This is a genomic window from Actinomadura sp. 7K534, assembly GCF_004348575.1.
Classification (GTDB): domain Bacteria; phylum Actinomycetota; class Actinomycetes; order Streptosporangiales; family Streptosporangiaceae; genus Spirillospora; species Spirillospora livida.
In genome coordinates this window covers 18,833-40,507 of the sequence record NZ_SMKB01000043.1, presented here as the reverse complement: position 1 = coordinate 40,507, position 21,675 = coordinate 18,833, and the positions used below count along the sequence as shown (strand labels likewise).

20 protein-coding genes are annotated in these 21,675 nt (G+C 72.1%); 14 read left to right on the top strand and 6 right to left on the bottom strand.

The window, feature by feature from the left end; all coding sequences use genetic code 11:
- The 7 genes from E1266_RS12010 to uvrB all read left to right on the top strand — a co-directional run.
- Positions 1-1,027: polysaccharide deacetylase family protein (locus tag E1266_RS12010; protein ID WP_132046416.1), on the top strand; the 1,027-nt coding region annotated here is incomplete at its 5' end.
- A 238-nt stretch (positions 1,028-1,265) separates the two neighbouring features.
- Positions 1,266-2,753, top strand: coding sequence for a 30S ribosomal protein S1 (gene rpsA, locus E1266_RS12005; RefSeq protein WP_132046415.1), 1,488 nt, complete (start codon positions 1,266-1,268; stop codon positions 2,751-2,753).
- 303 nt (positions 2,754-3,056) lie between these two features.
- Positions 3,057-5,021 (top strand): endonuclease/exonuclease/phosphatase family protein, encoded by a 1,965-nt coding sequence (locus tag E1266_RS12000; protein WP_132046414.1) that lies wholly within the window; start codon positions 3,057-3,059, stop codon positions 5,019-5,021.
- 38 nt (positions 5,022-5,059) lie between these two features.
- The gene (locus tag E1266_RS11995) at positions 5,060-5,551 is read left to right on the top strand and encodes a GNAT family N-acetyltransferase (RefSeq protein ID WP_132046413.1); all 492 of its coding nucleotides are present in this window, start codon (positions 5,060-5,062) and stop codon (positions 5,549-5,551) included.
- A 16-nt stretch (positions 5,552-5,567) separates the two neighbouring features.
- Positions 5,568-6,182 carry a dephospho-CoA kinase gene (coaE, locus tag E1266_RS11990; RefSeq protein ID WP_132046412.1) on the top strand — a complete coding sequence of 205 codons (615 nt, stop codon included), beginning with the start codon at positions 5,568-5,570 and terminating at the stop codon, positions 6,180-6,182.
- A 144-nt stretch (positions 6,183-6,326) separates the two neighbouring features.
- Entirely contained in the window at positions 6,327-7,478 is a 1,152-nt protein-coding gene (locus tag E1266_RS11985) for a histidine kinase (protein ID WP_132046411.1), read from the top strand.
- Between the two features lie 95 nt (positions 7,479-7,573).
- Positions 7,574-9,691 (top strand): excinuclease ABC subunit UvrB, encoded by a 2,118-nt coding sequence (uvrB, locus tag E1266_RS11980; protein WP_132046418.1) that lies wholly within the window; start codon positions 7,574-7,576, stop codon positions 9,689-9,691.
- Positions 9,692-9,876: 185 nt separating this feature from the next.
- Here uvrB and E1266_RS11975 read toward each other — a convergent pair whose 3' ends face one another.
- On the bottom strand, positions 9,877-10,713 hold the full coding sequence (locus tag E1266_RS11975; RefSeq protein WP_132046410.1) for a GNAT family N-acetyltransferase: 837 nt from the start codon (positions 10,711-10,713) through the stop codon (positions 9,877-9,879).
- A 162-nt stretch (positions 10,714-10,875) separates the two neighbouring features.
- Between E1266_RS11975 and E1266_RS11970 the strand changes: the two genes are divergently transcribed.
- A complete protein-coding gene (locus E1266_RS11970) occupies positions 10,876-11,382 on the top strand; it encodes a GNAT family N-acetyltransferase (RefSeq protein ID WP_132046409.1) in 507 nt (168 codons plus the stop codon).
- A gap of 74 nt (positions 11,383-11,456) precedes the next feature.
- Positions 11,457-12,491, top strand: a complete 1,035-nt coding sequence (locus E1266_RS11965) for an SGNH/GDSL hydrolase family protein (protein WP_132046408.1) — start codon at positions 11,457-11,459, stop codon at positions 12,489-12,491.
- A 10-nt stretch (positions 12,492-12,501) separates the two neighbouring features.
- On the opposite strand, the gene E1266_RS11960 is transcribed toward E1266_RS11965, so the two are convergent.
- The gene (locus tag E1266_RS11960) at positions 12,502-13,077 is read right to left on the bottom strand and encodes a TetR/AcrR family transcriptional regulator (protein ID WP_132046407.1); all 576 of its coding nucleotides are present in this window, start codon (positions 13,075-13,077) and stop codon (positions 12,502-12,504) included.
- A 70-nt stretch (positions 13,078-13,147) separates the two neighbouring features.
- Here E1266_RS11960 and E1266_RS11955 point away from each other — a divergent pair, with 70 nt between their 5' ends.
- Positions 13,148-13,723 (top strand): dihydrofolate reductase family protein, encoded by a 576-nt coding sequence (locus E1266_RS11955; RefSeq protein ID WP_132046406.1) that lies wholly within the window; start codon positions 13,148-13,150, stop codon positions 13,721-13,723.
- Between the two features lie 87 nt (positions 13,724-13,810).
- A complete protein-coding gene (locus tag E1266_RS11950) occupies positions 13,811-14,779 on the top strand; it encodes a CapA family protein (protein ID WP_132046405.1) in 969 nt (322 codons plus the stop codon).
- Here E1266_RS11950 and E1266_RS11945 read toward each other — a convergent pair.
- Positions 14,776-15,687, bottom strand: coding sequence for an SDR family oxidoreductase (locus E1266_RS11945; RefSeq protein WP_132046404.1), 912 nt, complete (start codon positions 15,685-15,687; stop codon positions 14,776-14,778). The two genes, E1266_RS11950 and E1266_RS11945, sit on opposite strands and share 4 nt — an antisense overlap.
- Positions 15,688-15,827: 140 nt before the next feature.
- On the opposite strand from E1266_RS11945, the gene E1266_RS11940 reads away from it, so the two are divergent.
- Positions 15,828-16,829 (top strand): DUF3533 domain-containing protein, encoded by a 1,002-nt coding sequence (locus tag E1266_RS11940; RefSeq protein WP_132046403.1) that lies wholly within the window; start codon positions 15,828-15,830, stop codon positions 16,827-16,829.
- Between the two features lie 69 nt (positions 16,830-16,898).
- Here E1266_RS11940 and E1266_RS11935 read toward each other — a convergent pair whose 3' ends face one another.
- Positions 16,899-17,519: a TetR/AcrR family transcriptional regulator gene (locus tag E1266_RS11935; RefSeq protein ID WP_132046402.1), complete on the bottom strand. Its 621-nt coding sequence runs from the start codon at positions 17,517-17,519 to the stop codon at positions 16,899-16,901.
- A gap of 333 nt (positions 17,520-17,852) precedes the next feature.
- Here E1266_RS11935 and E1266_RS11930 point away from each other — a divergent pair, with 333 nt between their 5' ends.
- Entirely contained in the window at positions 17,853-18,836 is a 984-nt protein-coding gene (locus tag E1266_RS11930; protein WP_132046401.1) for a hypothetical protein, read from the top strand.
- Positions 18,833-20,092: an ABC transporter substrate-binding protein gene (locus E1266_RS11925; protein WP_132046400.1), complete on the top strand. Its 1,260-nt coding sequence runs from the start codon at positions 18,833-18,835 to the stop codon at positions 20,090-20,092. The genes E1266_RS11930 and E1266_RS11925 overlap by 4 nt, the downstream gene beginning before the upstream one ends.
- A gap of 23 nt (positions 20,093-20,115) precedes the next feature.
- On the opposite strand, the gene E1266_RS11920 is transcribed toward E1266_RS11925, so the two are convergent.
- Positions 20,116-21,252, bottom strand: coding sequence for a nitronate monooxygenase (locus E1266_RS11920; RefSeq protein ID WP_132046399.1), 1,137 nt, complete (start codon positions 21,250-21,252; stop codon positions 20,116-20,118).
- Positions 21,253-21,287: 35 nt separating this feature from the next.
- The gene (locus E1266_RS11915; RefSeq protein ID WP_132046398.1) at positions 21,288-21,671 is read right to left on the bottom strand and encodes an OB-fold domain-containing protein; all 384 of its coding nucleotides are present in this window, start codon (positions 21,669-21,671) and stop codon (positions 21,288-21,290) included.
- Positions 21,672-21,675 lie beyond the last annotated feature (4 nt).

Below are 21,675 nucleotides of genomic sequence, written 5' to 3'. Positions count from 1 at the left end.
CGAGGAAGGGGATGCGGCCCAGCGGGCCGCTCCCAAGGCTTCGCCGGCCGCGGGGGCGGTCGAGGCGGGGGCCACCACGCCTGCGGCCGGGAGCGGGTCGCCGTCGGTCTCGCCCAGTGCGCCCATCGCCGCGGCGGCGCCTGCGGCCGCGGCCGTCAAGGCGAACGAGCTCGGACAGATTCCGGTGCTGATGTACCACCGGATCGTGAAGAAGCCGGACCGGTCGCTGGACCGGTCCGTCAAAGAGCTCTACGACGAGCTGACGCGCCTGGCCAAGGGCGGATACCAGCCGATCACGGCGGCCGAGTTCGTCAGCGGGCGGTTCAACGTCCCCGCCGGCAAGTACCCGGTGGTGCTCACGTTCGACGACAGCTCGCCCGACCAGTTCGCGCTCGACGCGCAGGGCAACCCCGCGCCGGACACCGCCGTGGCGGTCATCCAGCAGGTCGCGAGCGAGAACCCCGGGTTCCGGCCGACCGCGACGTTCTTCCTGGTCGACGACATCTTCGGGATGGAGGACGCGCAGGCGTCGGCCGGGCTGAAGTGGCTCCTCCAGCACGGGTACGACGTCGGCAACCACACGAAGTCGCATCCCAACCTCTCCGGGCTGTCCGAGAAGAAGGTGCAGGACGAGATCGGCGCCCTGGAGGAGCGGGTCGTCCAGCTCAGCGGGGCGAACACGGCGACGCTGGCCTACCCGTTCGGGGCCGTGCCCAGCAAGGAGAAGTGGGCGCGGAAGCAGGACGGCCGGTACTCCTTCCAGGGGATCTTCCTCGCCGGATGGCGGCCGTCGGCGTCGCCGTTCGACGAGGAGTTCGACCGGTGGAACATCCCCCGCGTCCGGTCCGAGGGCAAGATCAAGGAGAACGACTGCACGAAGTTCTGCTCGACCGCGTGGCTCGAACATCTGGACAAGAACCCGGCGGAGCGGTACACATCTGACGGTGACCCGAACACCGTGACGTTTCCGAAGACGGCGGAGGACCGCCTGGCCAAGGAGTACCGGGCTCGGGCACGGACATACTGACCGGCGCGCGGGAGCCGGATTGACCACGGGAGATTGGTCCCATATGCTGATCGCTGCGCTGTGGGCCTGCGCGAGCTTCGGACGGAGCAGGCTCGCGCTCGGTCAGGTCGGCGACAACGGTTCGGTGCACTGACGCGGCAAGGTCCGCGTCCCTTTCCGGTCCTCGGCAGGGCGGAAAACGGCCCTCCGCGCAGAAACCCATAACGACTTCACTGTCCGTACCGGAGCCAGCCGACACATGACGAGCAGCACCGAGGCCACCTCGACCACCCCGCAGGTAGCGGTCAACGACATCGGGTCCGAGGAAGCCTTCCTCGCCGCGATCGATGAGACCATCAAGTACTTCAACGACGGCGACATTGTCGAAGGCACTGTCGTCAAGGTCGATCGTGACGAGGTCCTCCTCGACATCGGCTACAAGACCGAGGGCGTCATCCCCTCGCGCGAGCTGTCCATCAAGCACGACGTCGACCCGAACGAGGTCGTCTCCACCGGAGACCACGTCGAGGCCCTCGTCCTCCAGAAGGAGGACAAGGAGGGGCGGCTGATCCTGTCCAAGAAGCGCGCCCAGTACGAGCGCGCCTGGGGCACGATCGAGAAGATCAAGGACGAGGACGGCATCGTCACCGGCACGGTCATCGAGGTCGTCAAGGGCGGCCTGATCCTGGACATCGGCCTGCGCGGCTTCCTGCCCGCGTCGCTGGTCGAGATGCGCCGGGTCCGCGACCTGCAGCCCTACGTCGGCCGCGAGCTCGAGGCCAAGATCATCGAGCTGGACAAGAACCGCAACAACGTGGTCCTGTCCCGCCGCGCCTGGCTGGAGCAGACGCAGAGCGAGGTCCGCCAGACCTTCCTCAACACGCTGCAGAAGGGCCAGGTCCGCAAGGGCGTCGTGTCCTCGATCGTCAACTTCGGCGCGTTCGTCGACCTCGGCGGCGTCGACGGGCTGGTGCACGTCTCCGAGCTGTCCTGGAAGCACATCGACCACCCCTCCGAGGTCGTCGAGGTCGGCCAGGAGGTCACGGTCGAGGTCCTGGACGTCGACATGGAGCGCGAGCGGGTCTCGCTGTCGCTCAAGGCGACGCAGGAAGACCCGTGGCAGCAGTTCGCCCGCACTCACCAGATCGGGCAGGTCGTCCCGGGCCGCGTCACCAAGCTGGTGCCGTTCGGCGCGTTCGTCCGCGTCGAGGAGGGCATCGAGGGCCTGGTGCACATCTCCGAGCTGGCCGAGCGGCACGTGGAGATCCCCGAGCAGGTCGTCCAGGTCGGCGACGAGATCTTCGTGAAGATCATCGACATCGACCTCGACCGGCGCCGGATCAGCCTGTCGCTCAAGCAGGCCAACGAGGGCGCCGCCGGCATCGAGGAAGAGGACTTCGACCCGACGCTGTACGGCATGCCGGCCGAGTACGACGAGCAGGGGAACTACAAGTACCCCGAGGGCTTCGACGCCGAGACCGGCGAGTGGCTGCCCGGCTTCGACGAGCAGCGCGAGACCTGGGAGCGGCAGTACGCCGAGGCCCGGTCCCGCTTCGACGCCCACCGCAAGCAGATCGAAGAGGCCCGCAAGGCCGAGGCCGAGGCCGGCGCGGAGCCCGCGGCCGGCGGCGGAGGCGGCGGCGAGACCTCCTACTCCGGTGGCGGCGAGAGCGAGACCACCGGTGGCGCCCTGGCCACCGACGAGGCGCTCGCCGCGCTGCGGGAGAAGCTCTCCGGCGGCCAGTAAGCCCCATCCCTCCTCCGGCGGGCCGCGTGCGGCGCGCCGGAGGACGGGATACCGGTGACGGCTCTCCGCCCCCCGCGGCCAGCGCCCCGGGGGCGAGACCGCCGCGAAGCGGCCACCGACAATCCCAACACGACCCAGAACACGGCCGGAGAACGATCTTGCGAGATCGGCCTCCGGCCGTGCCTCGGTTGCGTCACCATGATGTCGGGCGGCGCGCGGCACCGGCGATGACCGCCGGCCCGTCACCACGCAGCGCCCACCCGTCCCGCAGGTCCGCTCGTCCCCCGGGGAGCACTCGTTCAAGTGGCCAGCACAGACGCCAACACCGACGCCGGCACCAGGACCGGCGGCCCCGCCGCGTCCGGCCCGTCCATCGTCCCGCCGGGCCCCGCGAGGCTCGCGCTCATCGCGGTCACGGTCGCGGTGCTCGCGCAGACCCTGCGGTTCGCACTGCCCCAGCTCGACCATTTCGCCGACCGGACCGGCCCCGCGGTCGCCGCGGTCGGCGTAATCATCGTGTTCCTCGCCGGGTTCGCCGCGCCGGTCGTGCGCCGCGCCGCCGGCTCCCGCGCCCTGCTGCTCGGCGCGGTCGGCGGGCTGCTCGCCGTCCGGCTGCTCGCGCAGGCCGTCGAGCCGCGGGTGTGGCTCGCGTTCGCCGCGACCGCCATCGGCATGATCGCCGTCGGCGCGCTGTACGAGGGCGCCCGCGGGCTGTCCGGCGTCGGGTTCGCCACCGCGACCGTCGCCGGCCTGTCCATCGACGCCGCGGTACGGATGTGCTTCGCCACCTGGGACCCCGTGTGGCGCGGCGGCGCCGGGCCGTGGCTGGCGTGCCTGGCGTTCGTCGGCCTCGGCGCCGCCGCGCTCTACCGGGAGATGTCGGCCGAGCCCGTCGCGGCGCCCGGGATCTCCTGGCGCGACGCGCTCGGCGCGGCCGCGTTCGGGCCGTTCCTGGCCCTGCAGGTGCTCATCCTGTCCAGCCCCGCGTTCGTCGCGTCGTCCGGGTGGCTGTCGCTGACCGCCGCGCACGCCACGATCGTCGCCGGGCAGGGCCTCGCGCTGGCGTTCCTCGCGTCCGGCCTCGCCGTGCGGGCGGTCCCCGGCGGCGTGTGCGTGCTCGGCGGCACCGTCCTCGGGGTCGGCGCCGGCGCCGTCGCCGGGACGTACGCGCTGTCCGGCATCGAGGTCGTCCCCATCGTCATCCTCGGGCAGGTGCTGTCGGCGTGGCTGCTGGCGGTGGCGGTGCGGGCGCCGCTGCGCCGCGCCGGAGCCGGCGGGCCGGCCTGGCGGGTCGACGCCGGCGCCGCCCTCGGCGGCCTGCTGATCGCGCTGATCCTCGTCCCGTACCAGGTCAGCGCCATCTCCCCGCTGCCGTTCCCGAACAACGTGCTGCCGGGGATCGCCGGGATCGCGCTCGGCGCGCTCGCCGCCATCGCGTCCGCCCGCGGCGGCCCGCTGCCCGCCCGCGCTCCGCTGCGCGCCCTCACCGCCGGTGCCGCCGCGCTCGGGCTGCTGGCCGGCACGCTGGTGTTCACCGTCGCCGCGCCGGACGGGAAGGCGCCCGCGCCGCCGCTGCCGGGCCACGTGCGGGTCCTCAGCTACAACATCCACGACGCCGTCAACCAGGCCGGACGCCTCGACCCGGAGGGCATCGCCCGCGTCATCGAAGAGCAGCAGGCCCAGGTCGTCCTGCTGCAGGAGGCCAGCCGCGGGTCGCTGCTGTCGGGCACCGCCGACGTCGGCGTCTGGCTGTCGCGGCGCCTCGGCATGAAGCTGATCTGGGGCCCGGCGGCCGACGGGCAGTTCGGCAACGCGATCCTGACGTCGCTGCCGGTGCACAGCTCCGGGACGGGCCGCTGGCCGCGCGGCGACTGGTCGCAGATCCGCGGCTACGTCTGGGCGCGGCTCGGCGTCGGCAACACCACCATGGACGTGTGGTCGACGCACCTGGAGGGCGGCGAGAACCAGGCCGACGAGCGCGCCCGCTCGATCGCGGCGCTGCTGCGGGCCTGGGGCGGGGCGCCCCGCACGCTGATCGGCGGCGACTTCAACGCCGGCCCCGACAGCCCGGAACTCGCCGCGATGACCGAAGGGACCGACCTGCGCAGCACCGCCATCGGCGACGACACGTCCCCCACCAGGTCCGACGGCGCGCGCGTCGACTGGATCTTCGGGTCGGACGGCATCCTCGTCACCGAGTACGACGTGCCGGTGTCGGACGCCTCCGACCACTACCCGGTCGCGGTCACCGTGCGGATCGGGCGCTGAGCGGACCCGGCCCGCGCTCCGCCGCTAGGGTCGTGCCCATGAGCGAACCGAGCGTCGCGGTCGAGCGGGCCGGCCCGCAGGACGCCGGAGAGGTGCTCACCGTCCAGCGCGCCGCCTACGTCGCGGAGGCGCAGCTGTACGGCGACCCGTTCATCCCCCCGCTGGTCGAGTCGGCCGAGCAGCTCCGGAAGGTGCTGTCGAGCGACGCGGTCGTGCTGAAGGCGGTGCTCGGCGGTCGCCTCGTCGGGGCCGTCCGCGCCCAGTTCAGCGAGCACACCTGCCTGATCGGGCGGCTCGTCGTGGTCCCCGACCTGCAGGGACGCGGCATCGGGCGGCGCCTCCTCGCCGCGCTGGAGGACGAGGTGGCCGGGCGCGCCGACGCGTGCGTGCTGTTCACCGGCCACCTCAGTGAGGCGAACCTGCGGCTGTACCGCCGCGCCGGGTACACCGAGACGCACCGGGAGCGCGTCGCCGCGCACCTCACGCTCGTCCACATGCGCAAGCCCCTCGTACCGGCCGCGGCCGAGTGACCATTAGGGTGAGCCCGTGCTGAAAGTGGGACTCACCGGCGGAATCGGGTCGGGCAAGAGCGAGGTGTCGGCGCGGCTCGCCGAGCTCGGCGCCGTGGTCATCGACGCCGACAGGATCGCCCGCGAGGTGGTCGAGCCGGGCACGCCCGGCCTCGCCGCCGTCGTCGCGGAGTTCGGCGAGGAGGTGCTGCTCCCGTCCGGCGGCCTCGACCGGGAGAAGGTCGGCCGGATCGTGTTCGGCGACCCCGACCGGCTGGCGGCGCTGAACGCGATCGTCCATCCGCTGGTGGGGGAGCGGATGCAGGAGCTGATGGACGCCGCGCCCGACGACGCCGTCGTGGTCTACGACGTGCCCCTGCTGGTGGAGAACGATCTGGCCCCCATGTACGACGAGGTCGTCGTCGTGGACGCCCCCGCCGACGTCCAGCTCGACCGCCTCGTCGCCCGGCGCGGCATGACCGAGGAGGACGCCCGCGCCCGCATGGCGAACCAGGCGTCCCGCGAGGACCGCCGCGCCGTCGCCACCCACGTCATCGACAACTCCGGAACCCTCGAAGCCCTGCGGAGCCAGGTGGACAACCTCTGGAAGGCCCTCACCAGCCGCGGCGCGGAGACTGATGGCTCGCTGTGATCATCCGACAATGCCCTGGGAACCCCTTCCAGGGGCATGCTTAGCAGTGACCGGGCTTGGGTAGATCCAGTTGCCGGGGAAGGTGTCGGTGACCTTCCTCATTGAGCGGTCCTGGTACCCTGCCGCGCGCTATAGGCTCATCGCATGCGCGTGCGGGGCTGGTGGTCGGCGGCGTGGCCGACGAGACGTTCACGCGCGCTCGACGTGTCCCTGGCGCTCGCCCTCGCCGTCGGTGACGGCCTGTTCCTCTGGTTCGCCGAGCAGGACTTCTACCTTCCGCCGCTCGTCGTTTCGGCGTGCAGCGTCGTGCTCGGCCTGGCCGTCGTCGTGCGGCGCATCCATCCCGTGGGGCTCGCGCTCTTCCTGGTGACGTTCGGCACGATCACCGGTGCGGGCGCGTTCTCCGCGCTCGTGATCCTGTACTCGCTCGCCGCCTACACCGCGTCCCGCCGGACCGTCATCACGATCGCGATTCTCGGCTACATCACCTCGCTCGCCGTCGCCGGGCCCACGGCGTCGAAGGAACCCTTCATCGCGCAGGCGATATTCAGCGTCGCGTTCATCGGCGTCCCCGTCCTGCTCGGGCTGTACATGGGGGCGCGCAAGCAACTCCTTGCGTCGCTCCAGGAACGTGCCGCACGCCTCGAACGGGAACAGCACCTCCTCGCAGAGCGCGCGCGGGGTGAGGAACGGACGCGCATCGCGCGGGAGATGCACGACGTCGTCGCCAACAGGATCAGCGTCATGGTCGTGCACGCGGGCGCCCTCAAGGCGGTCGCCGTCCGCGACCCGGAGCGGGCGGCGGAGACGGCCGGCGTCATCGGGGACATGGGACGCCAGGCCCTGGAGGAACTCCGCCATGTCATCGGTGTCCTGAGGCAGGGTGAAGAGTCCCTGACCCTAGAGGCCCCGACCGTCGCCCACGTCCGCGACCTCGTCGGGCAGTCCGGTGCGGCCGGCCTCAGCGTCGACCTGTCGATCCGCGGCGACGAGCGTCCCATCCCCGCCGCCGTCGGGCGAACGGTGTACCGCCTCGTCCAGGAGGCCCTCACCAACGTCCACAAGCACGCCGGCATGGCCGGGACCCGCGTCGACCTCGGCCTGCTTCCGGAGGCGATCGAGGTGGAGGTCGCGAACGATCCGCCGGTCGCCCGCCCCGAGCACCGGCTGCCGAGCGGCGGCAACGGCCTGGTGGGCCTCCGCGAGCGCGTCACCGCCCTCGGCGGCACCTTCGAGGCCGGCCCGTGCGGCGGCGGCTACGCCGTCCGCGCCAGGATCCCGCTGCCCGCGTCCTGACCGGGGCGCCGGCCCGCCGGCCTGCGCGGATACCGATTGTCGTAGCCGCTGCATACAGTTGATGGAGCAGGCAGCCGATGGAGCAGGGGGACGCGATGCGGCCGATCACGGATCTGCGGCGGCGCGTGGCGCCGTTCGAGGTCATCACCGAGATGACGCCGTCCGGCGACCAGCCGCAGGCGATCGCCGAGCTGACGTCCCGCATCGAGGGCGGCGAACAGGACGTGGTGCTGCTCGGCGCCACCGGCACGGGCAAGACCGCCACGATCGCGTGGCTGGTGGAGAAGGTGCAGCGGCCCATGCTGGTCATGCAGCCGAACAAGACGCTCGCCGCCCAGTTCGCCAACGAGCTGCGCGAGATGCTGCCGAACAACGCCGTCGAGTACTTCGTCTCCTACTACGACTACTACCAGCCCGAGGCGTACATCCCGCAGACCGACACCTACATCGAGAAGGACTCCTCGATCAACGACGAGGTCGACCGGCTGCGGCACTCGGCGACCAACTCGCTGCTCACCCGCCGCGACACCGTCGTCGTCGCGTCCGTCTCCTGCATCTACGGCCTCGGCACGCCGCAGGAGTACGTCGACCGGATGGTGCGCCTCAGCGTCGGCCAGGAGATCGACCGCGACGACCTGCTGCGGCAGCTCGTCGGCATGCAGTACACCCGCAACGACCTCTCCTTCACCCGCGGCACGTTCCGGGTCCGCGGCGACACCATCGAGATCATCCCGCAGTACGAGGAGCTCGCCGTCCGCATCGAGATGTTCGGCGACGAGATCGAGAAGCTCGCCACCCTGCACCCCCTCACCGGCGAGCAGATCACCGAGGACGACGAGCTGTACGTCTTCCCCGCCTCCCACTACGTCGCCGGCCCCGAGCGGATGGAGCGGGCCATCCGCGACATCGAGGCCGAGCTGGAGGAGACCCTCGCCGCCATGGAGCGGCAGGGCAAGATGCTGGAGGCGCAGCGGCTGCGCATGCGCACCGCCTACGACATCGAGATGATGCGCCAGGTCGGCACCTGCTCCGGCATCGAGAACTACTCCCGCCACATCGACGGACGCGGCCCGGGCAGCGCCCCCAACACCCTCCTCGACTACTTCCCCGAGGACTTCCTCCTCGTCATCGACGAGTCGCACCAGACCGTCCCGCAGATCGGCGCGATGTACGAGGGCGACGCGTCCCGCAAGCGGATGCTGGTCGAGCACGGGTTCCGGCTGCCGTCCGCGATGGACAACCGGCCCCTCAAGTGGGAGGAATTCCTCGACCGCATCGGCCAGACGGTCTACCTGTCCGCGACGCCCGGCCCGTACGAGATGGGCCGCGTGAAGGGCGACGTGGTCGAGCAGGTCATCCGCCCCACCGGCCTCATCGACCCGGAGATCGTCGTCAAGCCCACGAAGGGGCAGATCGACGACCTCATCCACGAGATCCGCGAGCGCACCGAACGCGACGAGCGCGTCCTCGTCACCACCCTCACCAAGAAGATGGCCGAGGACCTCACCGACTACCTCCTCGAACTCGGCATCCAGGTCCGCTACCTGCACAGCGAGGTCGACACCCTGCGCCGGATCGAGCTGCTGCGAGAGCTGCGCGTCGGCGAGTTCGACGTCCTGGTCGGCATCAACCTGCTCCGCGAGGGCCTCGACCTGCCCGAGGTGTCCCTCGTCGCGATCCTGGACGCCGACAAGGAGGGCTTCCTGCGCTCCGAGACGTCGCTCATCCAGACGATCGGCCGCGCGGCCCGCAACGTCTCCGGCCAGGTCCACATGTACGCCGACACGGTCACCCCGTCGATGGAGCGCGCGATCGAGGAGACCAGCCGCCGCCGCGCCAAGCAGCAGGCGTACAACGAGGAGCACGGCATCGAGCCGCAGGCGCTACGCAAGCGCATCGCCGACATCCTCGACTCCCTCGCCCGCGAGGACGCCGACACCGAGACGCTCATCGGCGGCGCCGGCCGCCAGCAGAGCCGCGGCAAGGCGCCCGTCCCGGGGCTCGCGTCCCGCACCAAGGACGTCGGCCGGCATGCCGCCGACCTGGTCGGCGAACACCCCCGCGAGGACCTGGAGGCCCTCATCGAGCAGATGACCGCCCAGATGCACCAGGCCGCCGCCGACCTCCAGTTCGAACTCGCCGCCCGCCTCCGCGACGAGATCAAGGAACTCAAGCGCGAACTGCGCGACATGAAGGAGGCCGGCGTCCACTAGCCCACGCCCGCCGGCGATAACCGTCCCCGGAGGCCGCCGCACCTGCGGACGCGCTCAGCAAGGAGGCAGGTTCCGTTCCCGGGGTGCGCTGGATTCCGCGGGGATGCTGGATCGGCGAGGCGCTTGTCCTGGAGACTTACCTGCTGCGGACGGGCGGTCGGAGGGCGGCGCCAGGGCTGGGAATGTCAGGTGAAGGCGAGGACCATGCGGTCTTCGACCGGGCGGTAGCCGAGGCGGTGGTAGACGGCGTTGCTCGTCGGGTTGGCCAGGTCGGTGAACAGCACGACGTCCGTCGCGCCCTCCTCCATGGCGGACCGGGTGGCCTTCGTGGTGACCGCCGCTCCGTAGCCCCGGCGGCGGTGCTCGGGCGGCGTGTACACGGCCGAGACTCGGGACATCCCTGCGGCCACGGGGGACCACCAGGCCATCGCGACCGGCTGCCCGCCGGCCTCCCACAGCGCGATGCGGCCCGTCTCCAGCCTGGCGTCCATCATCGCCGTGTTCACCGGACCGTGCTCGTCGACCTCCGTCCAGAAGGCCGTGGCCCACTCCAGCATCAGCGGCCGCTCGTCCCGGTTCGCGGTGCGGGCGGTGCCCGCCGGCAGCGGATCGGGCACCTCGAGTTCGCCCAGCCGGTAGAGGCGCTGGTGCATGGTCACACGGCTCGCGGCGCCGGTCCGCCGCTTCCACTCGTCCGCGAACGCCTCGGTGGCGGCCTGGGAGCCGCTGACGCCCGGCAGCGCCGCCTCACGTTCCGCCAGGACGTCCGCGAGGTTCCGCGCCGCCCGCTCGGGCATCGCGCTGAGCAGCGGCGGATACGAAGGCGTCCACAGGAACGCGCCCTCGACGTGCTCGCCTCCCGGCCACCATCCGAACAGGACGTCCTTGCGGACCTCGGGGCCCTCGGCGCGCATGTCCCCGGTCACGGTGAGCGCCACGGTGTTCCGGGCTGGGTCGTCGTGCAGGAACCCACCCGCCGCCGCCATGAATTCGTCCAGGTCGTAGCTCAGCGTCCATTCCATGCTCGATCATGACCACGGTCGCCCCGTCCGCGCATCCGATTTATCGCGTATCCGCACCGCCGAGTCGGCGGGCATCCCGGAGACGTGCGACGGCCGTCGCCGGGTGTCGGCCGGACGCAGATGCCGGAAGGGCGGGGGCCGGCGGCGTTTTACCATTGCGGGATGGACTACGAGGTGCGGGTGGCGCGGCCGGCGGATCTGCCGGGGCTGCCGCTGATCGAGATCTCCGGCGAGCGGATGTTCGCCGAGATCGGGATCGTGTTCCCTCCCGGCCCGACCGTGGTCGAGCTCATGTCGGACGGGGACGCCGAGATCATCGTCGCCGGCGACCCGCCGGTGGGGTTCGCGGTGGTCGAGGAGGTCGACGGTGCCGCGTACCTGGCGCAGATCTCGGTGCGCGACGACCTGACGGGCAAGGGGATCGGCGCCCGGCTGCTGGACGCCGTCATGACGCGGGCCGGCGAGGCAGGGGCGCCCGGGGTCAGCCTCCTCACGTTCCGGAACGTCCCATGGAACGGGCCCTGGTACGCCGCGCACGGCTTCGAGGAGCTGCCCGAAGAACGCTGGGGTCCGGGGATCAGGTCCCACTGGGAGGCGGAGGTCAAGGCGGGGCTGCACGAGCTGGGCCCCCGGGCGGTGATGTGGGCGCCGACCGGCCGCACTTCTTGATCTACAATGTAAAGGCGGGAACCGGGAACGTCGGACGGACGTCTGCCCCATGAGCACGACACGGGAGGAGGGCGATGATCAGCCCGGCGGGGTGGCTGCGGGATCGTCTCGGTGAGCGGAGGGCGGCGGTCGTCGTCCTCGTGGCGCTGCTGGTGCTGGCCGTCGTGCCGCTGGTGGCGCTGCCGGCGGCGCGCTGCGCGGCCTTCGACATCGGGTGCCGCGAGCCCGATCCCGAGGTCCGCGCCGACCCGGTCTCCACCGCGAGGGCGCTGACGCCCGTCGAGGCCGCAACGTGGGGATCGTACGTGGCGCTGGGGGACTCGTACTCGTCGGGAGTCGGCTCGGAGGCGACGGTGTCCGACCACAACCCGCTCGACCGGTGCCACCGGACGTCCAAGGCGTACTACCACGAGGTCTCGAAGGCGTTCGACTTCGCGAAGGGCAGCGGGTTCTGGGCCTGCTCGGGTGCCACGACGTCCGACGTCCTGAAGGGGCGGGGCGGGGAACCGCCGCAGCTCGACCGCATCGGCCCCGACACCAGCCTGATCACGCTGAGCATCGGCGGCAACGACGTCGGGTTCTCCAAGGTGCTCGCCGGATGCGTGGTCAAGCTGCCGTGGAGCAAGGACTGCACCCGGCAGGGCGAGGACATCGCGGAGCGGATGGCAGAACTGCGCAGGAACCTGCCGGGCCTGCTCGACAAGATCACCGCGAAGGCGCCGCGCGCCCGAGTGATCGTGATGGGGTACCCCAGGGCGTTTTCCGAGATGAGCGGGGTCGGCGCGGACAACATCACGGTGTCCGACCAGCGCTGGCTCAACGCCCGGGCCTACGACCTGAGCCGCCTGATCGGCCAGTCCGCCGCCGAGGCCGACGCGCAGATCGCCGCCCGCGGCGGCCGCGGCAGCGTCGAGTTCGTCGACGCCTACGGCGCGTTCGCCGGGCACGAGGTGGGCAGCAAGGAGCCGTACATGAACGGCCTGACGCTGAACCTGTCGGCGCTCGAAGCCGAGCCGCGCAGCTACCACCCCACGGCCGCCGGGCAGCACGCGCTGGCCGCGCTCTTCATCCAGCAGGTCGAGAAGGGGCCCGGCCGCCCCCTCTCCTAGCGGTGCCGCCCTAGCGGGGGACGGCGCGCTCCACCGCTATCGCCACGAGCTCCTGGACGTCCTCGTCGGAGAACACCCCCGGCAGGGTGAGGTGCTCCACGATCAGCCAGTTGAGCGCCAGGTAGAGGAGGCGCACCGAAGTGGCGTCGCCCGGGAGTCCCGAGTCCAGGTGGTAGGCGATGTTGCCCTCCACGTCCTCGCGGACCCGTTCGGTCAGGACGGCTCGCAGCTCCGGGCGCCTGGTCGCCTCCAGGCGCAGCTCCAGGAGCGCCAGGTAGCCGGTGCGGAAGCTCTCGATCCGCCCGACGGTGGCGCGGAGGAGTTCGGTGACCTTGGCGAGGTCGCGCGGCCCTTCGAGCGGTCCGGTCATCGCGGCGGCCGCGTCCCGCTGCAGGCGCTCGTAGATCCGCCGGCCCGCCTGCGTGAACAGTTCGTCCCGGTTGGCGAAGTAGTTGGACGCGGTGCCGACCGGCACGCCGGCCTCGGCGTCCACCGCCCGGTAGGTGAGCCCGCGCGCGCCCTCCCTGGCCAGGACCTCGATCGCCGCGTCGACCAGCGCGGTCCTCCGCTCGACGTTCCGCCGCATGTTGACACCACTCCGCTTGTAGTACTACGTTCAGACCACTACGAACAGAGTACTACGAATGGACTCAAATATGCGAAAGCTCGTCTACTACGTGGGCGTGAGCATCGACGGTTTCATCGCCGGGCCCGGCGGCGAGTTCGACTTCTATCCGGTCGCGGACGACATGACGGCCTGGATCAAGGATCGCCTCCCGGAGACCGTGCCCACCCACATGCGCCGGGACGCCGGCGTGGAGGACGCGCCCAACAGGCGGTTCGACACGGTGGTGATGGGGTCGGCCACGTACCAGCCCGCGCTCGACATCGGTGTGACCAGCCCGTACGCCCATCTGCGGCAGTACATCGCCTCCACCACCCTGGCGGAGATCGCCGACCCCGGTGTGGAACTCGTCAGGGAGCCGCTCGATACCGTCCGCGCGCTCAAGGCGGAGGAAGGCGGTAAGGACATCTGGCTCTGCGGCGGCGGCCGGCTCGCCGCCGCCCTCCTTCCCGAGATCGACGAGCTGATCATCAAGAGCTACCCGGTGGTGGCCGGTGCGGGCATCTCCGCCTTCTCCGGCGAGTTCCATCCCACGGTGTTCACGCCGACCGACCGGCGGTCGTTCAGCAACGGCGCCCAGGTCACGTGGTTCACCCGCGCCACCTGAGCCGAACCGCCGGCGCCGTAGCCGCCACCGGCCGGCGTTCCGTGGGTAGGGGTCTCAATGTGGCACTGCCGCGGATTGGGGGACCCGATGGCCGTCACAGCGGCGCTCGCCGGGGACACGATGCTCGGGCGAGGCGTGGCGGACGAGATCGCCGCGTCCGGCACGCACGGGCTCTTCTCCCAGGGTGTGCGCGACGTCTTCGCCGAAGCCGACCTGGCCCTGGTCAACCTGGAGTGCTGTGTGTCCGCCCGTGGTCGGCGGTGGGACCCGGCCGGTAAGGCCTTCCACTTCCGTGCACCTCCGGAAGCGGCCGGGGCACTCGCCGATCTGGGCGTGGACTGCGTGACGCTCGCCAACAACCATGCGCTCGACTACGGCCCGGACGCCCTGCTGGACACCCTCCGCCACCTCACCGGGGCGGGCATCCGGGCCGTCGGCGCGGGCGCGGACCTCGGGGAGGCGCGGGAGGCGGCCGTGCTGGAGGCTCGCGGCACCCGGGTCGCGGTCGTGGGGATCACGGATCACCCGGCCGACTTCGCCGCCGCGCCCGCCCGTCCGGGCGTCGCCCACGCCCACCTGGAGAAGGGCGTCCCGCGGTGGCTGGCGGACCGCGTCCGGCGGTTGCGGGAGGGCAACGACGCGGTGGTCATCCTCCCGCACTGGGGGCCGAACATGACGCGGGAGCCTCCGTACTACGTCCGGCGGGCGGCGAAGGAGCTGGTGGACGCCGGTGCGACGCTCGTCGCCGGCAGTTCGGCCCATGTTTTCCACGGTGCGGCCCCGCCGGTGATCTTCGACATGGGCGACTTCATCGACGACTACGCCGTCAGCGCGTCGCTCCGCAACGATCTGGGGCTGCTGTTCCTGGTCACGCTGGACGACGCGGGACCGTCCCGGATCGAGGCGGTCCCGCTGCGGCTCGACCACGCCCGCACCCGCCTGGCCGGGGGAGCCGACCACACGTGGATCACCGGGCGCCTCCGCGAGGCGTGCGCCGCCTTCGGGACGAGCGTCACCCCCGAAGGCGACCGTCTGGTGATCGGGGTGCCGTCCTAGAGGGGGTCTCCGAGCGGGCCGTACTCCTCCACGAGGGCTTCGGCCCAGTGCGCGGCGAAGTCGGGTTGCGTGCCGTCGACGTCGGTGAAGCCGTACTCCTTGTACAGGCCCCACGTCGCGAGAGCCCGCCCGGTCTTGGCCATGACCTCGGGGTCCGCGGCCAGGGCGACGACGGCCCGCCCCAGGTAGGCCGGGGTCTCGGAGTGGGCGAAGTGCGGGTCCTCGGCGATGGCGTCCCGCCAGTTCGCCTCGGTGACTCCGAAGTGGTCGAGGACGGCCTCCGAGCGCAGGAAGCCCGGGGTGATGGCCACGGCCGCGATTCCGTGCGGCTTCAGTTCGGCGGCCTGGGCGACGGCCAGGCGGATCACCGAGGACTTCGCCAGGTCGTAGAAGAGCGAGCCGCGGTAGCGGGCGGTGTTGCCGTCGGTCACCTCCACCACGAGCCCGCGGCCGCGGGCGACCATCAGCGGAAGCGCGAAGCGGCTGGTGATCACGTGGGTCTCCACCGCCTGGCGCAGCAGGCGCAGCCCCTGGTCGAGGTCCTGCTCCCACAGCGGGTGCTCCCAGTCGGTCAGCGGATCGCCGCCCCAAACGGAGTTGACGAGCACGTCGAGGCGCCCGTCCTGCTCGGCCGCGATGCGCTCGGTGAGCTCGCGCACCTCGTCCGGGCGGGCGTGGTCGACGCGGACGGGGATCCCGGTCCCGCCGGCCGCGGTCACCCGCTCGGCGGTCTCCTCGATGGTCTCGGGCCGCCCGAGGCCGGAGCGCCCGGCCGAGCTGCTGCGGCCCGTGACGTACACCGTCGCCCCCGCCGCCCCGAGCTCGACGGCGACACCGCGCCCGCCCCCTCGCGTCCCGCCCGCGACGAGCGCGACCTTGCCGGCCAGCGGCCGCTTCTCCGTGGCCATGCTTACCTCCGAACGCACGGTGCCGGAACGACAAAACATAAATGAACGTGCTATTAAATCCCCCCACCCTTGCCGACGCAAGCCGCAGGACTGGCGACACCCTTTAGTTGCTGACGGTGATGAGGGGGTAGCTAAGAGGAGTGGCACATCAGGGCGAGCCCGCGCCGGGCGTCTCTTACCAGGTCACCGCGATCCTCATGGTGGCCGTCTTCTTCCTGAGCGCCGCCTTCATCGCCTCCTACGTGGGCGGCCTGCACGCGGCCCGTCCGCACCGCGTGCCGGTCGGGGTCGTCGGGCCGCCGGAGGCCACGGCGCCGGTCGGCGCGACGCTGCGCCGGCAGGGCGAGAACTTCGCGGTGCACGCCTACCCGACCGCGGACGCCGCGAGGCGCGCGATCCTCGACCGGGACGTCTACGGCGCGTACCTGCCCGAGCAGGGCAGGCTGCTGATCACCTCCGCTTTCGGGCCCACCACGAGCGGTCTGCTCCAGGACACCTTCGCCCGGACGGCCGCTGCCCAGGGAAAGACGCTGTCGGTGCAGGACGTGGTGCCCGCCGATCCCGGCGATCCGGAGGGTCTCGTCCCCTTCTACCTGGTGATCGGGTGGATCGTCAGCGCCTATCTGGTCGCCGCGATCGTGGGCCTCTACCGGGGCATGGCCGCCGTGACGTTCCGCGACGCCGTGGTGCGCCTGGCGGCGTTCGCGGTGTTCGCGGCCGTCACCGGCGCCGCGGGGACGCTGATCGTCGAGCACGGCTACGGTTACCTGTCCGGCGATCCGTGGCTGCTCACCGGGGTCGGCGCCCTGTGCGTGTTCGCGGTGGCGTCGGCGACGGCGGCGGCCGAGAGCCTGCTCGGCATCATCGGCACGGCCCTGGCGATCCTCGCCTTCGTGGTGCTCGGGAACCCCTCGGCGGGCGGCCCGTGGCCGCTGGAGTTCCTGGAGCCGTTCTGGCGGGCCGTCGGCCCCTGGCTGCCCAACTGGGCGGCTACGGAGGCCGTGCGCAACGCCGTCTACTTCGACGGCCACGACCTAAGCCGTCCCCTGGCCGTCCTGGGCTGCTACGCCGCCGCGGGCATCGCCGCCGTGCTGCTGCTCGCGGGCCGCACCAACCCGGTCATGCGATTCCCCGGCCGCTGACGCCCCGGGCGGCCGCACCCGGTGCCCGGCCGCGGCGAGGCGCCACCGCGGGAGCCGGGAGGGCGGTGGTCAGACCGGCGCGGACGGCCCGGCGGCGGGCATCCCCGGACGCAGGGGTGCCAGGACGGTCCCGATCTCGCGTTCGAGGCGCTCCGCCAGCGTGCCGCGGCGTTCGAGCGCCCAGGTTAGGCCGGCTCCGGCGATGGCCGCCTGGATCGACCTCGCCACCCCGGCGGTGTCGGTCCCGGCCGCCAGCTCGCCTGCGGAGACCGCCTCGTCGAGCAGTGCCTCGACGACCCGCCCCTGTGCCCGGTGGACGGCCAGCGCGTGCTCGTGGAACTCCGGATCGGTGAGGTCCATGCACAGGAACGCCAGGTGGTTGGCGTAGCTCTGCGGGGTGGCGGCGTCGGACATGGACTCGACGGCGAAGGCGAGCAGCGCGGCCAGCGGCGACCCGTGCCGTTCGCGCAGCCGCTCGCGCAGTTCCTCCGGGGTGCGCACGGAGCGGGCGGCCAGCGCGAGCAGCAGGCCGCGCTTGGACCCGAAGCGCTGGATGAGCGTCCCAGGCACGAGCCCCACCTCGTCCGCCACGGCGGCGAGGGTGAGCTTCGCCGGGCCCACCCGCCCGATGACCTCGGCCGCCGCCCGGAGGATCACCGCGTCGTCGACCCCGCGAGGCCGTCCCGCCATCTGTCCCCCCCCTTATAAATGAACATGCATTTATTAGAAGCATAGGCGAAGCGCCGGCTCCCCGCCCGGGCGGGGACCCATCGAGCGGCCGCAGCACTTCTCCGCACGACCGGCGGCGGTCATCATGCGGCGCACCATTTCCGCGATGTCGCAGCGATGGCCGAAAGCGGTCGGCAATTGCGCTTGATTTCCGGCGCATTTCCCACTATTTGTGGCGGACGTCGCCGGCCGTCACCGCAATGGCATTGGCCTACTATGGCATCCGTGTCATTTGCCCAGCGGTTTCGAGCGGCCCCGAGAAAATGGAGTACGCCGCGCTGGCTGTGGTCCATCATGGCCCTCGCCCTGGGCATGACGTTCCTGTTCTGGGCGGCCGCGACCGGGGTCCTGGTGGGCGGCGGGTCGGCGGTGTCGTCGGTGCGGGGCCGAGGCGTCCCCGCCTACGTCAGCGCACGTACGGCCCATGCCGCGCTGTCGGACGCCGACCGCGCGGCCTGGCAGAGTTTCCGTTCCGGGGCCGCGGAACTGATCGGGCCCGGTCAGCGGTTCCGCGACAATCTGACGACGGCGGGGGACAGCCTCGCGCATATCGCCGAACGCGACTTCGGCGGCGCGGCCGAGCGCGATCTGCTGCGCGCCGTCAATGCGCAGGTCGTGACCTATCAGGGACTGGTGGAGCAGGCCGACGCCACCTACCGGGAAGGGCTGGAGGACCTCGGTTACGCGTATCTGAGTTACGCCTCCGACCTGCTGCACGGCGACGGCGGCGTGCTCGCCCGGATCGACGAGATAGCGAAGCGCGACCTGCGGGCCATCGACGAGCGGCGGCATTCCGCGTGGGGCGGGACCGCCGCCGCGCTCGGCACGGCGGCGGCCGGGTTCGCGCTCCTCGCCGTGCTGGTGTACGCGCAGGCGGCGATGGCCCGGCGGTTCCGGCGCGTGTTCAACCTGCCGCTGCTGGCCGCGTGCCTGGTCCTGCTGGGGCTGGTCATGTGGACGGCGAACGCGTTCCTGAACCTCGACCGCTCGTTCGACCGGGCGTGGGACCGGGACCTCCCGGCGTTCGACCGGGTCGTCGAGGCGCAGATCGGCACGGCCCGCGCGGGTGCGTCCGCGCTGCGCGCGGGAGGTCCGGTGGACCAGGCCGAGGGGCTGGACGTCAAGGCGGTGGACGATGCGCGCCGTCCCGTCGACGCGCGGCTCGCGGGCGCCGCCGACACCGGGGCGCTGGCCGCCGGCGTCCCCCTGCTGAGCCTGGCCGTGGCCGGTCTGACCGGCCTGGGGTTCTGGTCCCGGCTGCGCGAGTTCAGGAGATGAGCGTGCGAATCCTGTCGGCGATCCTGCTGCTGTGCTCGCTCGGCCTCGTCGCGTGCGGCGGTTCCGGCTCGGACAGGGTGATCACCGTGCTCGGCTCCTGGACGGGGGAGGAGGGCGACGCGTTCCGGGAGATGCTGTCCGGCTTCGAGAAGGACACCGGCATCGACGTCGAGTACACCGGGACGCGGGACGCCCGCGCCGTGCTGGCAAGCGAGCTGCACGACGGCCACCCGCCCGACGCGGCGGTCCTGGCGACGCCGGGCGACCTGCGGGCGTACGCCGCCGCCGGCGAGCTGCGCCCGCTGCCGGGCGGCTCGCAGGGCATCGGCGGAGACCTCACGTCCGCCACCGGCCCGGACGGCCGGCGCCGGTCGTTCGGCATCGTCGTCAAGGCGTCGGTGAAGAGCCTGATCTGGTACAACCCGCGCAGCCTGCCGTCCGGCCTTCGCGAGCGGCTCACCGCCCCGGACCTCACGTGGGACGAGCTGTCCGAGATCGCCGGGCAGGCAGGTCCCCGCCCCTGGTGCCTGGGCCTCGCCGATACCTCCGTCTCCGGCTGGCCGGGCACCGACTGGATCGAGGACCTCCTGCTGCACGAGTCCGGCCCCGAGGTCTACGACGCCTGGGTGTCGGGCCGCCTGGCCTGGACGTCGGAGCCGGTGCGGAGCGCCTGGCGGGCGTTCGGCTCCGTCGTGGCGGCCTCCCGCGGGGACGCCCGGACCGCACTGCTCACCGGTTACGGCCAGGCGGGGGCACCGATGTTCGCCACCCCGCCGGGCTGCCGGTTCGACCACGCCGGCTCGTTCATCACCGCCTTCTACCGGCAGGCGCCGGGCCGACCCGAGGCCGGCCGGGACTACGACCACATCCCCTTCCCGGGGTCGGAGTCGGTCGTGATCGGCGGGGACGTGCTCGGCGTGTTCCGCGATACCCCGGCCACCCGCCGGCTCGTGGCCCACCTGGCGACGGCCGGCGCGCAGCGGACGTGGACCGGCCGTCCCGGCGGCGGCGCCTTCTCGCTGAACCGCGAGGTGCGGCCGGACGACTACCCCGATCCGGCGGCGCGGCGGATCGCGCGGACGCTCGCCGACGCCGGGACGGTCCGCTTCGACGGGTCCGACACGATGCCGACGGTCATGGCCGCCGCGTTCAACCACGCCGTCCTCGAGTACGTCGCCGACCCGGCGGACGGCCGCCTCGACGACATCCTCGGCTCCCTCGACCAGCTCCGCCGCACCACCCGCTTCCCGTCCTGACCGGGCGCCGGGGACGCTGCGGGTCAGTCCTCGCCGGTGATGGCGTTGAGGCGGTCGACGGCGTTGGCGAAGTCCTCGACCATGTCGTAGACGACCTGGCGGGCCGGCTTGACGGTGTTCATGAGGCCGACGCACTGGCCGACGAAGTAGTTGGCGAGCTGCCGGGCGCCGGGGTTGCCGGACTCGGCGATCTTGGTGATCTGCCGCATCGCGCCCTCGGCGACGATCATCTGGAGCGGCATGCCGAGCGCGCCGGGGCTCTCGGGGCCCTCCCACTCGTCCGTCCAGGCGGAGCGGAGCTGCCGGGCGGGCTTGCCGGTGCGGGACCGGGAGCGGATCGTGTCGCGGGACGTCGCCGCGAGCATCTTCTCCTTCACCTGGGGCGGCGTCTCCGCCTCCTCGGTGGTGAGCCAGACCGAGCCGCACCAGACGCCGGAGGCGCCGAGGGCCATCGACGCGGCCATCTGGCGTCCGGTGGCGATGCCGCCGGCGGCGAGGACCGGCACCGGCGCGACGGTGTCGACCACCTCGGGGACCAGGACCATCGTGGAGATCTCGCCGGTGTGCCCGCCGGCCTCGCCGCCCTGCGCGACGATCAGGTCGGCGCCCGCGGCGACCTGGCGGCGGGCGTGCTCGGACGTGCCGACCAGCGCGGCGACGGGGATCCCGGCGGCCTTGGCCTTCTCCACCATGAGCGGGGGAGGGGTGCCGAGCGCGCTGGCGATGAGGCCGATGGGGTGGGCGAGCGACACGTCGATCAGCTCGGTCGCGCCCTTGGCGGTGACCTGCGCGCCGCTGTGCGCGTTGGACCGCTTGGCCTTGTCGAAGTCCGGCAGCGGGACGTCGTACTTGGCGAACAGGCCGGTGAGGAAGTTCCAGTGCTCCTCGGGGATCGCGGCGAGCATCGCGCTGAGGCCGCCGCCGCCCTCCGCCGCCTTGTCGATCTTGCCGGGGACCAGGACGTCGACCCCGTAGGGGCGGCCGTTGACGTGGTCGTCGATCCAGCGCAGTTCCTCTTCGAGGCGGTCGGGGGTGTAGGCGACGGCCCCGAGCACGCCGAAGCCGCCCGCGTTGGTCACGGCGGCGACGACGTCGCGGCAATGACTGAAGGCGAACAGCGGGAACTCGATGCCGAACCGTGCGCAGACCTCGGTGTTCATGACCCTCGAACCTAACGGACCGAATGACGTTCGGTCTAGTGGCGGAAGAGGACGTAGGACTCGCCCTCGTCCGGGTGGACGAAGGCCGCCCGGAGCGGGAGCCCCTCGCGCAGCGACGCCGGGTCGACGCCGTCCAGGCGGGTGTGCAGCCACGGCCCTTCGGCCAGCTCGACCAGCGCCAGGTACGCCGGTGGTTGGTCCGCGTCCCGCGGATGGGTGACGGTCCAGGTCACCAGGGTCGCCTCGCCGCTCGCCTCGGCCCAGGCGAGGTCGTCGGCGCCGCAGCCCGGGCAGCCGGTCTCGTCCGGCGCGAACCAGCGGTCGCACGCCTCGCACCGCCGGATGACCAGCCGGTCGGCGGCGGTGCCGTCGAAGAACGGGTCGGTGCGGCCGTCCCGCCGCAGAACGCCGATGTCCATGGCT

Excerpts from the sequence above, each read along its gene's own strand:
- rpsA (WP_132046415.1), top strand. The coding sequence starts at position 1,266 with ATGACGAGCAGCACCGAGGCCACCTCGACCACCCCGCAGGTAGCGGTC.
- E1266_RS11995 (WP_132046413.1), top strand. The coding sequence starts at position 5,060 with ATGAGCGAACCGAGCGTCGCGGTCGAGCGGGCCGGCCCGCAGGACGCC.
- E1266_RS11985 (WP_132046411.1), top strand. The coding sequence starts at position 6,327 with ATGCGCGTGCGGGGCTGGTGGTCGGCGGCGTGGCCGACGAGACGTTCA.
- uvrB (WP_132046418.1), top strand. The coding sequence starts at position 7,574 with ATGCGGCCGATCACGGATCTGCGGCGGCGCGTGGCGCCGTTCGAGGTC.
- E1266_RS11975 (WP_132046410.1), bottom strand. The coding sequence starts at position 10,713 with ATGGAATGGACGCTGAGCTACGACCTGGACGAATTCATGGCGGCGGCG.
- E1266_RS11970 (WP_132046409.1), top strand. The coding sequence starts at position 10,876 with ATGGACTACGAGGTGCGGGTGGCGCGGCCGGCGGATCTGCCGGGGCTG.
- E1266_RS11965 (WP_132046408.1), top strand. The coding sequence starts at position 11,457 with ATGATCAGCCCGGCGGGGTGGCTGCGGGATCGTCTCGGTGAGCGGAGG.
- E1266_RS11960 (WP_132046407.1), bottom strand. The coding sequence starts at position 13,077 with ATGCGGCGGAACGTCGAGCGGAGGACCGCGCTGGTCGACGCGGCGATC.
- E1266_RS11955 (WP_132046406.1), top strand. The coding sequence starts at position 13,148 with ATGCGAAAGCTCGTCTACTACGTGGGCGTGAGCATCGACGGTTTCATC.
- E1266_RS11950 (WP_132046405.1), top strand. The coding sequence starts at position 13,811 with ATGGCCGTCACAGCGGCGCTCGCCGGGGACACGATGCTCGGGCGAGGC.
- E1266_RS11945 (WP_132046404.1), bottom strand. The coding sequence starts at position 15,687 with ATGGCCACGGAGAAGCGGCCGCTGGCCGGCAAGGTCGCGCTCGTCGCG.
- E1266_RS11935 (WP_132046402.1), bottom strand. The coding sequence starts at position 17,519 with ATGGCGGGACGGCCTCGCGGGGTCGACGACGCGGTGATCCTCCGGGCG.
- E1266_RS11930 (WP_132046401.1), top strand. The coding sequence starts at position 17,853 with ATGGCCCTCGCCCTGGGCATGACGTTCCTGTTCTGGGCGGCCGCGACC.
- E1266_RS11925 (WP_132046400.1), top strand. The coding sequence starts at position 18,833 with ATGAGCGTGCGAATCCTGTCGGCGATCCTGCTGCTGTGCTCGCTCGGC.
- E1266_RS11920 (WP_132046399.1), bottom strand. The coding sequence starts at position 21,252 with ATGAACACCGAGGTCTGCGCACGGTTCGGCATCGAGTTCCCGCTGTTC.
- E1266_RS11915 (WP_132046398.1), bottom strand. The coding sequence starts at position 21,671 with ATGGACATCGGCGTTCTGCGGCGGGACGGCCGCACCGACCCGTTCTTC.